General features: G+C 55.9%; 10 protein-coding genes. 1 reads left to right on the top strand and 9 read right to left on the bottom strand.

Annotated features, from left to right (window positions below):
* Positions 1-63: 63 nt before the first annotated feature.
* Positions 64-1,053 (top strand): SIS domain-containing protein, encoded by a 990-nt coding sequence (locus ACU4F7_RS21980; protein WP_481637766.1) that lies wholly within the window; start codon positions 64-66, stop codon positions 1,051-1,053.
* A 30-nt stretch (positions 1,054-1,083) separates the two neighbouring features.
* On the opposite strand, the gene ACU4F7_RS21975 is transcribed toward ACU4F7_RS21980, so the two are convergent.
* From ACU4F7_RS21975 to glmU, 9 genes are all read right to left on the bottom strand, one after another.
* The gene (locus ACU4F7_RS21975; protein WP_029590030.1) at positions 1,084-3,807 is read right to left on the bottom strand and encodes a sigma 54-interacting transcriptional regulator; all 2,724 of its coding nucleotides are present in this window, start codon (positions 3,805-3,807) and stop codon (positions 1,084-1,086) included.
* Between the two features lie 226 nt (positions 3,808-4,033).
* Positions 4,034-4,759 (bottom strand): phosphate signaling complex protein PhoU, encoded by a 726-nt coding sequence (gene phoU / locus ACU4F7_RS21970; protein WP_029590029.1) that lies wholly within the window; start codon positions 4,757-4,759, stop codon positions 4,034-4,036.
* Between the two features lie 59 nt (positions 4,760-4,818).
* Complete coding sequence (pstB, locus tag ACU4F7_RS21965) at positions 4,819-5,592, bottom strand: phosphate ABC transporter ATP-binding protein PstB (RefSeq protein ID WP_024556847.1); 774 nt, start codon at positions 5,590-5,592, stop codon at positions 4,819-4,821.
* 47 nt (positions 5,593-5,639) lie between these two features.
* A complete protein-coding gene (pstA, locus tag ACU4F7_RS21960; protein ID WP_035887023.1) occupies positions 5,640-6,533 on the bottom strand; it encodes a phosphate ABC transporter permease PstA in 894 nt (297 codons plus the stop codon).
* Complete coding sequence (gene pstC / locus ACU4F7_RS21955; RefSeq protein WP_029590027.1) at positions 6,533-7,492, bottom strand: phosphate ABC transporter permease PstC; 960 nt, start codon at positions 7,490-7,492, stop codon at positions 6,533-6,535. Before pstC ends, pstA begins: the two co-directional genes overlap by 1 nt.
* A gap of 191 nt (positions 7,493-7,683) precedes the next feature.
* On the bottom strand, positions 7,684-8,724 hold the full coding sequence (pstS, locus tag ACU4F7_RS21950) for a phosphate ABC transporter substrate-binding protein PstS (RefSeq protein WP_029590026.1): 1,041 nt from the start codon (positions 8,722-8,724) through the stop codon (positions 7,684-7,686).
* A 301-nt stretch (positions 8,725-9,025) separates the two neighbouring features.
* The gene (locus ACU4F7_RS21945) at positions 9,026-9,610 is read right to left on the bottom strand and encodes a hypothetical protein (protein ID WP_029590025.1); all 585 of its coding nucleotides are present in this window, start codon (positions 9,608-9,610) and stop codon (positions 9,026-9,028) included.
* An 84-nt stretch (positions 9,611-9,694) separates the two neighbouring features.
* A complete protein-coding gene (glmS, locus tag ACU4F7_RS21940; RefSeq protein ID WP_029590024.1) occupies positions 9,695-11,524 on the bottom strand; it encodes a glutamine--fructose-6-phosphate transaminase (isomerizing) in 1,830 nt (609 codons plus the stop codon).
* Positions 11,525-11,707: 183 nt separating this feature from the next.
* Positions 11,708-13,078: a bifunctional UDP-N-acetylglucosamine diphosphorylase/glucosamine-1-phosphate N-acetyltransferase GlmU gene (gene glmU, locus ACU4F7_RS21935; RefSeq protein WP_024556853.1), complete on the bottom strand. Its 1,371-nt coding sequence runs from the start codon at positions 13,076-13,078 to the stop codon at positions 11,708-11,710.
* Positions 13,079-13,305: the final 227 nt, after the last annotated feature.

Here is a 13,305-nt window from a genome sequence, read left to right as displayed (position 1 = left end):
AAATCAGAACGTTAACGCCATCCGCGCCGCGCGGAGGCCCCCCTACGCCCGAAGGAGAAGAAAATGTCACATCCTCATCAGCAGTCCCGTCAAATTATCAGCGCTATTTTGCAAAACAGGCCTGCGATTGAACGCGTCTATTTTGTTGGCTGCGGCGGTTCGTTAACCGGTTTTTATCCGGCGAAATATTTCCTCGATTGCGAAGCGAAAAAGCTGGCGGTGGGGTATATCACCAGCAATGAATTTGTTCACGCCACGCCGCAGGCGCTCGGTGAAAATAGCCTGGTTATCCTGGCTTCCCAGCAGGGCAATACGCCAGAAACGGTGGAAGCGGCGCGGGTGGCGCGAGCAAAAGGCGCCGCCACGGTAGGCCTGACCTTCGCGCCGGCCTCGCCGCTTTGCGAGCACAGCGATGAAGTTATCGAATATCGCTGGGCGCGCTACCCGGAAACGGTCAACCCGGCGCAGCAAAAGGCGGCTTACGGCTTATGGCTGGCGCTTGAGTTGCTGCAACAGACAGAAGGCTATGCCCATTACGAAGCCATGGTCAGCGCGTTTGAGCAGTTTGAAGGGGTGGTGCGCGAAGGGCAGCGCAAGGTGCAGGAGGACGCGCAGCGCTTCGCCCAGGCTTACAAAGATGACAAGGTGATTTATATGATGGGCAGCGGTCCATCGTTCGGCGCCGCGCATCAGCAGTCTATTTGCATCCTGCTGGAAATGCAGTGGATCAACTCCGCCAGCGTGCACAGCGGCGAGTATTTTCATGGTCCGTTTGAAATCACCGAGGAGGGCACGCCGTTTGTGCTGCTGCAAAGCGAAGGCCGCACCCGCGCGCTGGATGACCGCGCCATCCGCTTCATTCGTCAGTATGGCGGCAAGCTGCAGCTGATTGACGCCAGAGAGCTTGGCATTAGCGCCCTGCCGGAAACGGTGCGCGACTATTTCTGCGGCCTGTTCCACACCGCGTTGCTGGACGTTTATAACCTCGCGCTCTCGCAGGCGCGCCATCATCCGCTGACGACCCGCCGCTATATGTGGAAAGTCGAGTATTAAGGCTAACGGGGCGGTTCACCCGCCCCGCTTTTACTGGCTGAACTCCGCCACCCGCAGCTCAAAGATATCGTGGATATACCCTATTTCCGCCACCGGCAGGGCGATGTTATAGAGCGATTTAAAACGCTGGAAGGAGCGGTTCACCATCGCGATAAAATCGCCGTGCCGTTCGGTAAAGCTGTCCAGATTGCGGTAATGGGTTATCTCATTACGCATTACCAGCCGCTCAATCATGCAGCTCAGGTGCACGTAAAGGCCGATAATCAGGTTGTTAGAGAAGGTAAACCCCAGCGCCTGCTGCCACTCCGCAATAATCTCTTCGATATAGCTCAGCGTCTTGCTGGCGTTGAGAATGGTCAGCGAGTTCACCACATTATGCAGCGAAAACTCGCGCACCATGTTCTGGTTAATGGCGTTAATCTGTTTCTCGGTTAAATAGCCGCTCAGCAACTGCGTTAAATTGGCGTGACCCTGCTCGCCGAGCAGCTCCTCAATGCCCATATAGGGTACGCCTTCTACCTGCGGGTCGAGCGTGCCGATAATGGCAATCACATCATATTGTGTGAAAAGCGCGTTAGGCTGATGCTTCAGGCGGGTAAATTCGCAGGCGATGATATTGATGTTGAAATCGGCCAGCAGGCTTTTTTCCATCAAACTCTTAAACTTAAATGCCGTACCAATGCCGGTAATGCAGGTAACCAGCAACGCTTTCTCTTTTTTATGGCGCGGATAGTGAATGTCCCAGCTTGAGCGGTTAAGCGGCACAATCTCTTCGGCTATCGACTCAATGCTTTTCGACAGGGCGATTTCGCTGGCGATATTCAAAGCGAGGCGCGTCGTGACGTTATCAATCACCACCAGCGGCCCGTAAATAGCGTCAAGCAGCGTGTCCGCTATTTCGCGGCTGTAACCCATATCAATCAGGATCATCACCCCGGCGCTGGTGTCGGTGTGCTGTAAATAATCGAGAATGGCGCGGCTAACGTCGCTGAAGGCGACATCAACCGGCATATCTATCGCGTGATAAATCTTCTCGCCGATAAGCCGGTTCGCCACGCTTGCGATACTGCTGGCGGTAGAGTAACCGTGCGCCACAATCACCGCTTTGATTTTGCTGTTCACGGTGGCGTCGATGGCGTTGCTGACAATCGCGGTAATGGCCACGCGATCCAGCACGGTAATTAACAGATCGTATTTCGCCACAATCACTTCAATGAGCTTTTGCGCCACCCGGTGCGCGAGCCCCGCCTCCTGCGCAAGCCAGCTCGTCATTATCTGCTGTGAAGCTTCGTCCGGCTCACGCAGCGTCAGCGGCAGGCTGGTGAGATAGCGCCCGGTAAGAAAAGCGAATTCGCCGCTTAGCGACAAATCATAATTGGCGGCGATAAGCTTGCCGGCATCTTCAATAAAACGCAGCCGTTTTTCCTGCTGCGCCATTTCGCTCTCTTTGTTCATCAACGCGTCCAGGTACTGGGTGACGTTCTGATAAACCAGCTTGCCAAAAGCGCGCGAGCTGATGTTCTCACGCGTTAACTCAAGACAAAGCCCGCAGACATTGCGGGTTAGCCGCTCATATTCCTGCTGCCTGCCCGGAAGCGCCGGCACGCCCTGGCTGTCGCGCAGGATAATGACTTTTTCCTGGTTGAGCAGCGGCAGCAGCGGACGGCCCGGCAGCAGTTTATCCGGTATATGTCCGGCCTTTACCTCAAGTATCCCTTCCCGACGCAGCCCAAACGCCCAGGCGTTAGCGCAGACGTTTTTAATCAGGTTCTCCAGCCCGCCTACGTTGCCCTCTACCGGCTCCTCCAGCAGCAGTTGCATGATTTCGCCATCCACCGCGAGATCGTGTTTAAGCTGGCGCGCCTGGGTCTGGAAGAAGTGCCAGATAAAGGCCATGCGTTCATACTGGCCGCGCTCCGCCACCGGCAGGATTTTCACTATCATGGGAATACGGCGGATAAAGGTGGCGAGGAAATGTTTATCCGGCGCTTCTGTGGTGGCGAAAATAAGCCGCACGCAGGCCCGCCGTTCCTGGCTGCTTTCGCCAAGCCGCCGCCAGGTGCCGTTATCCATAAAGTGGAACAGCTTTTCCTGGCCTTCCGGCGTAAGCCTGTGCACCTCATCGATAAACAACACGCCGCCGTCGCTGGCCTCAATTAACCCCTCGACGTTCCTGTCGGCGCCGGTAAACGCGCCCTTAACGTGACCAAAAAGCTTGGAGGTGAGTAGCTCAGGGTTGTTGGCGTATTCCGCGCAGTTAAAAACCTGGAAGGGAGCGTCTGGCGCGAGGATGTGTTGTTCGATAGCGTAGCGCCAGAGGCGCCCGGCCAGAAAGCTTTTACCGGTGCCCGTCGGCCCTTTCAGCAGAACCGGCAGGCCGCTGCCAGGGTAGCTGATAGCCGCTTTACACTGGCGAATGGCCTCCTGCAGGCTGCCCTGCGCGCCAATCAGCGTCTCCAGGCAGTCCTGTCGGTCCTCCAGCAGCCCGGCAAGCGAGGCGTATTCCATCTGACGCACCGCCAGGCCGTGCCGCTCCCGAAGCTGGTTTACCGGTAGAAAAAGCACGGGACGACTGTTTATTTTAACGACCCGCTGCTCGCGGTGCAGATTATTCAGATGATGGCTGACGATATTGCGCTTCTGACGAAAGTGGCTGGCAATCTGCATGGCGCTGAAATCGCTGGTATCCGCCGCTGTTAATTGTCGCTGGCCGCACTCCTTTTCAAGCCATTGAAAGATCAAATCCTTGTTCATGGATCTGGAAACTCCGTTCACTAACAGGGTTTCCTAAAATAGCCACATTACTGCATGAAAAATAGCCTTCGCATGGTGAAAACGGGCGAACGGTCAAAGGAAAAATGCATGCTTGCTGTAACGGCGAACTTTTCGGGCGAGCGGCGGATAAAAAAACGCCTCTGGCCCGACAGGCAAGAGGCGTTCAGGTTGTTAACGCGCGCCGCTGTTTTGCAGCCGCGCTTGTTTACTCTTTCGGGTCTTTGCCCGCCAGCAGCTTGTCCAGCTCATCGCCGCCCACGTGGCGGAAATCCTGGCCTTTGACAAAGTAGAAGATGTATTCGCAGATGTTCTGGCAGCGGTCGCCGATACGCTCGATAGAGCGGGCGCAGAACAGCGCGGTGAGCACGCTCGGAATCGTGCGGGAATCTTCCATCATGTAGGTCATCAACTGACGCACAATGCCTTCGTATTCCTGATCCACTTTTTTATCTTCGCGATAAATTCGCACCGCTTCGTCGAGATCCATGCGCGCGAAGGCGTCCAGCACGTCGTGCAGCATCTGCACCGTATGGCGGCCCAGCGACTCCAGGCTCACCAGCAGCGGCTGGTGCTGCTGGGAGAATTTCTCCAGCGCCGTACGGCAGATTTTATCCGCCACGTCGCCGATGCGCTCAAGCTCGGCGATAGTTTTGATGATAGCCATCACCAGACGCAGGTCGCTCGCGGTCGGCTGACGCTTGGCGATGATGCGCACGCAGGCTTCATCAATCGCCACTTCCATCATGTTGACCTTCTGATCGCCTTCGATAACCCGTTTGGCCAGCTCGCTGTCCTGGTTGTGCATGGCGGTAATCGCGTCGGAGAGCTGCTGTTCAACCAGCCCGCCCATGGTCATCACCTGAGTACGGATGTACTCCAGCTCCGCGTTAAACTGACCAGAAATATGTTTATTAAGATTAAGGTTGTCCATTTAGCACTCCGCATGCCCGGATAGATTCAAAAGCGGCTTACCTGAAATATCAGGGCATATCAGCCGTAACGACCCGTGATGTAATCTTCAGTCTGTTTCTTCTTCGGCTTGGTAAAGAGATCGTCCGTGTTGCTGAACTCGATCAGCTCGCCGAGGTACATAAACGCCGTGTGATCCGAGCAGCGCGCCGCCTGCTGCATGTTGTGCGTGACTATCACCACGGTGTAATCCTGCTTAAGCTCGGTGATAAGCTCCTCGATGCGCCCGGTGGAGATCGGGTCCAGCGCGGAGCAAGGCTCGTCGAGCAGCAACACTTCCGGGCGAATAGCGATACCGCGCGCGATGCACAGACGCTGCTGCTGACCACCGGAAAGAGAGTACCCGCTCTGGTGCAGTTTATCCTTGGTTTCATTCCATAATGCGGCCTTGGTCAACGCCCACTGCACGCGTTCGTCCATTTCCGCACGGGAGAGCTTTTCGAACAGGCGCACGCCGAAAGCGATGTTGTCATAAATCGACATCGGGAACGGCGTCGGCTTCTGGAACACCATACCGACTTTAGCGCGCAGCAGAGCGATATCCTGCGCGTGCGTCAGAATGTTTTCGCCATCCAGCAGGATTTCGCCTTCCGCGCGCTGCTCCGGGTAGAGCTCAAACATTTTGTTGAAGGTGCGCAGCAGCGTTGATTTGCCGCAGCCAGACGGACCGATAAACGCCGTCACCTGGTTTTTGGCGATATCCAGGCTGATGTTTTTCAGGGCATGGAATTTCCCGTAATAAAAGTTCAAATCGCGAACCTGAATTTTGCCCGGGGCAGTGTCAACCATACTCATTGCAATCTTTTCCTTATCCGGCGCCGCGCTGTGCCGCGCCGCATCAATTAACCGTGTTTACGTTTAGCGAACAGCACGCGCGCCAAAATATTCAGCAACAGCACGCACAGCGTAATAATCAGCACACCGGCCCAGGCAAGCTGCTGCCACTCGGCAAACGGGCTCATGGCGAATTTGAAAATCGTCACCGGCAGGTTGGCGATAGGCTGCATCATGTCCGTGCTCCAGAACTGGTTGGAGAGCGCGGTAAAGAGCAGCGGAGCGGTTTCGCCTGCGATACGCGCCACCGCCAGCAGCACGCCGGTCAGGATGCCGGAAACCGACGCCTTCAGCGTAATGGCGGAAATCATCTTCCACTTCGGCGTCCCGAGCGCGTAAGCCGCTTCGCGCAGGCTGTCCGGCACCAGTTTGAGCATGTTCTCGGTGGTGCGGATAACAATCGGCACCTGAAGCAGCGCCAGTGCAATCACGCCCGCCCAGCCGGAGAAGTGCTCCATCTGCGCCACGACGATGGTGTAGACGAACAGGCCCACCACGATGGAAGGCGCAGAGAGCAGAATGTCGTTAATAAAGCGGATAACTTCGGCAAGCCAGGACTTGCGTCCGTACTCCGCGAGATAAATCCCCGCCATGATGCCAAGCGGCGTACCAAACACGGTCGCCCAGAGGATAAGCAAGCCGCTGCCCGCCAGCGCGTTCGCAAGCCCCCCGCCCGCCGTGTTGGGCGGCGGCGTCATTTCGGTGAACAGGGCAAGCGACATGCCGTCGAAGCCGCGCGCCACCGTTGAGAAAAGGATCCAGATAAGCCAGAACAGGCCGAACGCCATGGTCGCCATGGAGAGCGTCAGGGCGATGCGGTTTTTGTTGCGGCGCTTCGCCTGCATCTTACGGCGCGACTGCGCCAGCTCCTGGGAAGTTTGCAGTTCCAGAGTGGTCGCCATTATCGTGCCCCCTCGTTTTTCGCCAGACGCATAATCATGACTTTAGAAATCGCCAACACGATAAACGTGATGACGAAGAGGATCAGCCCCAGCTCCATCAGCGCCGCCACATGCAGGCCCGACTCCGCTTCGGCGAATTCGTTCGCCAGCGCCGAAGTGATGCTGTTGCCGGGCATATAAAGCGACGGACTGTCGAGCTGGTAAGTGTTGCCGATGATAAAGGTGACCGCCATGGTTTCGCCCAGCGCACGGCCAAGGCCGAGCATTACGCCGCCAATCACGCCATTTTTGGTGAACGGCAACACGATGCGCCAGATAACTTCCCAGGTGGTGCAGCCGATGCCGTAGGCTGACTCTTTCATCATCACCGGGGTTTGCTCGAAGACATCGCGCATCACCGCCGCAATGTAAGGAATAATCATGATGGCGAGGATGACGCCCGCCGCGAGAATACCGATGCCGAACGCCGGGCCGGAGAAGAGCGCGCCGACAAACGGGATAGTGGAGAGCACGTTGCCCACCGGCTCCTGAAAATACGTGGCGAACAGCGGCGCGAAAATAAACAGCCCCCACATGCCGTAAACGATACTCGGGATAGCGGCCAGCAGTTCAATCGCGATGCCGAGCGGACGCTTTAACCAACCCGGGGCCAGCTCCGTCAGAAACAGGGCGATGCCGAAACTCACGGGAACCGCAATCAGCAGCGCAATAAACGAGGTGACCAGCGTGCCGTAAATCGGCACCAGCGCGCCATAAATGTCGTTAGGGGCATCCCATTCTTTAGTCCAGAGGAAGGAGAAACCAAATTTCTGGATGCTGGGCCAGGAGGAAATAATAAGGGAGACGATAATGCCGCCCAGCAGCAAAAGCACAATCAGCGCAGCCAGACGAACCAGCGCGCTGAAGATCATGTCACCCTTTTTCCCCGGAGGGTTAAATGCAGGCTTTGTCGCAGCCATAAGTCACTCTTTCAGTTTGGGCCAGGAAGCGCGCATTTTATCGTTCTTCCTGGCTAACGTAATGCTATACCCTAAATAATTCGAGTTGCAGCAAGGCGGCAAGCTTGTGCATCCCCGGCAGCATAGACTCACTATGTGACTGGGGCGAACAAGCGCAGCCGACACGGCTGCGGCTCGAGTATGACGGGTATTTAGTACAACGCTTTACCGCTGCTGTCTTTCACGCTGGTCTTCCATGCCGCGCGAACTTGCTCAACCACGCTATCCGGCAGAGAAGCATAGTCCAGGTCGTTAGCCTGCTTCGCGCCTTCTTTATAAGCCCAGTCGAAGAACTTCAGCACTTCAGCGCCCTGCTCAGGTTTCTTCTGCTCTTTGTGGACCAGAATGAAGGTGGTGGAGGTAATCGGCCACGCATTGTCGCCTTTCTGGTTAGTCAGGTCCTGCGCGAAGGATTTGCTCCAGTCCACGCCTTTCGCCGCGTTGGAGAAGCTCTCTTCGGTCGGGTCAACCGGCTTGCCGTCGGCGGAAACCAGTTTGGTGTAAGTCAGGTTGTTCTGCTTGGCGTAAGCGTATTCCACATAGCCGATGGAGCCCGGCAGGCGCTGTACGAACGCGGCGATGCCGTCGTTGCCTTTACCGCCGAGACCGGTCGGCCAGTTAACGGTAGAGCCGGCGCCGATTTTGGATTTCCACTCGTCGTTCACTTTAGCGAGGTAGCTGGTGAAAACGAAGGAGGTGCCGGAACCGTCAGCGCGACGCACTACAGCGATATTCTGTGAAGGCAGTTTTTTGCCCGGGTTCAGCTTAGCAATCGCTTCGTCGTCCCACTTCTTGATTTTGCCAAGGTAGATATCGCCAAGCGTTTTGCCATCAAGCACCAGTTCGCCCGCTTTGAAGCCCGGCAGGTTAACCGCCAGCACCACGCCGCCGATAACGGTCGGGAACTGGAACAGGCCTTCCTGCTGCAGTTTTTCCTCAGACAGCGGCGCATCGGAAGCGCCGAAATCCACGGTGTTGGCAATGATTTGCTTCACGCCGCCGGAAGAGCCGATCCCCTGGTAGTTCACTTTGTTACCGGTGGATTTCTGGTAAGTGTCAGCCCACTTGGCATACACCGGCGCCGGGAAGGTTGCACCGGCGCCAGTCAGGCTTGCGGCCGCGTTAACGGCGAAAGCGCTCATCGATAAGGTCGCGGCGACAACAGTTGCGACGGTGGTACGCATAACTTTCATAATGTCTCCTGCATGAGGTAAACGTAATTCATTGTTAAGTGGCTACGCTCTGCAAAATAGGACAATTGGGTGACAGTTAAATGTACGAATTATGACAGTTTTATGACAAGGCGGAATCCGGGCGTTTGCGTTAAGTAATAGATAATAAATTCAATTGGTTAAATAACTTTATGACGAGGAGATGAAAGAAAAATTTTCTTTATATGACAGGGTAAACATAGCCCCGCAAGCGTAGTTTGTCATAGACGTCGGTCGTTTGGCCGGACGGGAATCGGGGGATGATCACTCATAAAAAAGCGTCTCAACGCCCTTTTTTAACGGCGCGGCGCTGAAGCTGACGCGCATGTTCTTGCTGCATTTTGAGCCGCAGACACCAGCGGACCAGGTTAGCCATCTCCCGGCTGTTTATCATTCGCCAGGCAAGCCATAACAGCACAACGCCTGCGGCCCAGCTCAGCCCAAAGAGAAGCGAGAGCGGCTGAAAAATCAGCCCGCAAACCAGCGTCGCCAGGCTTATCGCCAGGTGTAAAAACCAGCCATAAAACAGCGTAAGCAGGCCGCTGCGCCAGCCTTTTGTAATAGCCAACGTGCTGGTCATGAGCAGCGCCAGCCAGACGATGCCTGCGATTATCCACAAGAGAGAAAAAGCCGGACGCAGCGCGACGACGTTTGCCACTGCGCTGAAGAATAATGCGTAGCCGCTCGCCACCAGCACATGATAGTAAGACGATGTGCCGAAATAGCGGGATGTGGGCGCATCGCTACACTGCGCTATGTTCAGCTTCAGCTTGTGCAGCCTGCGATGCGAGATATCGTCTTCAACCTCGGCGCTGAACGCCAGCAGTTGCGAGAACCGCGAGCCGGAAATCCATGCAAACAGGGCCATAAAAGCGTGTTTTCCATTACGTGCTGAAAAAAAAGAGGTTGCCGTCTGGCAACCTCTTCAGAGGATAACACGAGTCAGAAGGGATTATTCTACCGTAACCGATTTTGCCAGGTTGCGCGGCTGGTCCACATCGGTGCCTTTAATCAGCGCCACGTGGTAAGCCAGCAGCTGCAGCGGCACGGTGTAGAAAATGGGGGCAATCACCTCTTCCACATGCGGCATCGGGATGATGTGCATGTTTTCGCTGCTGGTGAAACCGGCGTCCTGATCGGCAAAGACATAGAGCTGGCCGCCGCGGGCGCGCACTTCTTCGATATTAGACTTCAGTTTTTCCAGCAGTTCGTTGTTAGGCGCCACCACAATCACCGGCATATCCGCATCGATAAGCGCCAGCGGGCCATGTTTCAGCTCGCCTGCGGCATAGGCTTCCGCATGGATATAAGAGATCTCTTTGAGCTTTAACGCCCCTTCCAGCGCGATGGGGTATTGATCGCCGCGGCCCAGGAACAGCGCGTGGTGTTTCTCAGAGAAGCCCTCTGCAAGCTGCTCAATGCGTTTGTCCTGGGAAAGCATCTGCTCGATGCGGTTCGGCAGCGCCTGCAGGCCGTGAACGATGTCATGCTCAATGGAGGCATCCAGCCCTTTCAGACGGCTCAGCTTCGCCACCAGCATCAGCAGTACGGTTAGCTGGGTGGTGAACGCTTTGGTCGAAGCCACGCCGATTTCGGTGCCCGCTTTGGTCATCAGCGCCAGCGAGGACTCACGCACCAGCGAAGAGCCCGGGACGTTACAGATGGCGAGCGAACCGAGGTAACCCAGCTCTTTCGACAGGCGCAGCGCCGCCAGCGTGTCCGCCGTTTCGCCAGACTGCGAAAGGGTAATCATCAGGCTGTTGCGGCGCACTGCGGATTTGCGGTAGCGGAATTCAGAGGCGATTTCCACGTCACAAGGCACGCCAGCCAGCGATTCAAACCAGTAGCGGGAAACCATGCCGGAGTTGTAAGAGGTGCCGCAGGCCACGATCTGGATGTGCTCAACCTGCGACAGCAGCTTATTGGCGTCCGGGCCCAGCTCGCTGAGATCCACTTCGCCGTGGTTGATGCGCCCGGTCAGGGTGTTCTTAATGGCGTTCGGCTGCTCGTAAATCTCTTTCTGCATGTAGTGACGATAAATGCCTTTATCGCCCGCATCGTATTGCAGATTGGATTCGATCTCTTCACGCGTTACCTGGTCGCCCGATTTTTCAAAAATGGTCACGGAACGGCGGGTCACTTCGGCGATGTCGCCCTCTTCCAGGAAGATGAAGCGACGGGTCACCGGCAGCAGCGCCAGCTGGTCAGATGCGATAAAGTTCTCGCCTACGCCAAGGCCAATGACCAGCGGGCTGCCGGAACGGGCCGCCAGCAGTACGCTCGGGTCGCGGCTGTCCATAATGACGGTACCGTAGGCGCCGCGCAGCTGAGGAATAGCGCGCAGCACTGCTTCACGCAGCGTACCGCCTTTCGCCAGCTCCCAGTGTACGAGGTGCGCGATAACTTCGGTGTCGGTCTCGGAGATAAATTCGTAGCCGCGAGATTTCAGTTCTTCGCGCAGCGGTTCATGGTTTTCGATAATGCCGTTATGCACGACCACAATGTGGCCGGAAACGTGCGGGTGCGCATTGCCTTCAGAAGGCTCGCCATGCGTTGCCCAACGGGTGTGAGCAATACCGGTACCGCCACGCAGCGGTTGTTCTTCCGCCGCCTGAGCCAGCATCTGGACTTTGCCAAGGCGACGCAGGCGAGTCATATGCCCTTCGCTGTCAACCACCGCCAGCCCCGCAGAGTCGTAACCGCGGTACTCCAGACGACGTAAGCCTTCAAGCAAGATTTCAGCAATATCACGTTGCGCGACTGCGCCAACAATTCCACACATAGTTAATGGTTCCTGATTATGGCTTTTCGCCATACGTTGTCGACGACCTGTATTGCCCTTTTTGGGCGCCCCGAGCCTTGTAGAGAGTGGGGTTATTTTTATGTATCCCTTACGGGACAAGAGCGGGGGCGGTTTATTATGTGCCCCTCTGCCCGAACCGCTTCCCGCAGGAAGCGACAGAACTTACTTTTTCTTCACCGGGCGCTGCCAACCCTGGATATGGGTCTGCTTCACACGGCTGATAACCAGTTCATCTTCAGCGATATCACGCGTGACGGTCGTGCCCGCGCCGATAGTCGCGCCACGCGCCACGCTTACTGGCGCCACCAGCTGTGTATCGGAACCGACAAAGACATCATCGCCGATAATGGTTTTGTGTTTGTTCGCGCCATCGTAATTACAGGTAATGGTGCCCGCGCCGATATTCACATTGGCGCCGATTTCCGCATCGCCGAGATAGGTCAGATGGCCCGCCTTGGAGCCTTTCCCCAGACGCGCTTTTTTCATTTCCACGAAGTTGCCGACGTGGGCGCCCTCTTCAAGCTCCGCGCCTGGACGCAGGCGAGCAAACGGACCGATGGTGCATGCCGCCTCCAGACGCGCCTCTTCTACTACGGAGTAAGGACTGATTTCGCAGTCATCACCGATGATGCTGTTTTTAATAACGCAGCCCGCGCCGATTTTTACGCGATTGCCAAGCGTTACGCGCCCTTCGATAACGACATTCACGTCAATTTCTACATCGCGGCCGTGCTCAAGCTCGCCGCGCAGGTCAAAACGGGCCGGGTCGCGCAGCATTACGCCTGCCAGCAGCAGTTTTTCCGCCTGCTCGGCCTGGTAAACGCGCTCCAGACGCGCCAGCTGCAGACGGTTGTTAACACCTTCCACTTCGCTTAAGCGATCCGGATGTACCGCAGCGATATCGTGGCCTTCCTGATGAGCCATGGCGATAATATCGGTGATGTAATATTCGCCCTGCGCGTTGTTGTTGTTCAGCTTCGCCAGCCAGCGTTTGAGATCCGCACCGTTCGCGATCAGGATGCCGGTATTGATTTCATTGATCAGACGTTGCTGTTCAGTGGCATCTTTATGCTCGACAATGCCGGTGACGTTGCCGTTATCACGCGTAATGCGGCCATAGCCTGTCGGGTCTTCAAGCTTAACGGTCAGCAGGCCAATACCGCCTTGCGGTTTGGCTGCGCGCAGGCGCGCAAGCGTCTCCACGCTAATGAGCGGCACGTCGCCGTAGAGCATCAGGATGTCTTCGTCGTCGCTAAAAAACGGCGCCGCCTGCTGCATGGCGTGTCCGGTGCCCAGCTGTTCCGCCTGCAGTACCCAGTTCAGCGAGTCATCACGAAGCGTTTGCTTCAGCAGTTCGCCGCCATGGCCATAAACCAGATGTACGCGCTGCGCGCCTACCTGTTTAGCGGCATCGATAACATGCTGCACCATGGCTTTGCCAGCCAGTTGGTGCAACACTTTCGGAAGGTCGGAATACATGCGGGTGCCTTTGCCTGCTGCAAGGATCACCACGCTCATCGCACTGTTTGACATACACGTCCTGACTTTTAAAAGTGAATGAAGTAAAGCGAGTTAATACCGAAAATTCTACATATTTTTCAGCATAAAAAGGATCGCTGTTAAATCCCGCATTTTTCCTCTCGCTCAACGCGTTTGGGTTTATAAAAGTACTGCAAAAACGGCTTTCTGCTGATTTAACTTTTCTAAAAAGATGAATAATCAGCGAGTTAGTTGTTTTTTCATTTATAAAATAAAGCGAT

This window comes from Franconibacter pulveris, from assembly GCF_056780215.1.
Note: the sequence above shows the minus strand (reverse complement) of the source record. Positions and strands in the feature narration are given on the sequence as shown.

Coding starts and splice junctions, on each gene's coding strand:
- ACU4F7_RS21980 (WP_481637766.1), top strand. CDS start 64: ATGTCACATCCTCATCAGCAGTCCCGTCAAATTATCAGCGCTATTTTG.
- ACU4F7_RS21975 (WP_029590030.1), bottom strand. CDS start 3,807: ATGAACAAGGATTTGATCTTTCAATGGCTTGAAAAGGAGTGCGGCCAG.
- pstS (WP_029590026.1), bottom strand. CDS start 8,724: ATGAAAGTTATGCGTACCACCGTCGCAACTGTTGTCGCCGCGACCTTA.
- glmU (WP_024556853.1), bottom strand. CDS start 13,078: ATGTCAAACAGTGCGATGAGCGTGGTGATCCTTGCAGCAGGCAAAGGC.
- glmS (WP_029590024.1), bottom strand. CDS start 11,524: ATGTGTGGAATTGTTGGCGCAGTCGCGCAACGTGATATTGCTGAAATC.
- phoU (WP_029590029.1), bottom strand. CDS start 4,759: ATGGACAACCTTAATCTTAATAAACATATTTCTGGTCAGTTTAACGCG.
- pstB (WP_024556847.1), bottom strand. CDS start 5,592: ATGAGTATGGTTGACACTGCCCCGGGCAAAATTCAGGTTCGCGATTTG.
- ACU4F7_RS21945 (WP_029590025.1), bottom strand. CDS start 9,610: ATGGCCCTGTTTGCATGGATTTCCGGCTCGCGGTTCTCGCAACTGCTG.
- pstC (WP_029590027.1), bottom strand. CDS start 7,492: ATGGCTGCGACAAAGCCTGCATTTAACCCTCCGGGGAAAAAGGGTGAC.
- pstA (WP_035887023.1), bottom strand. CDS start 6,533: ATGGCGACCACTCTGGAACTGCAAACTTCCCAGGAGCTGGCGCAGTCG.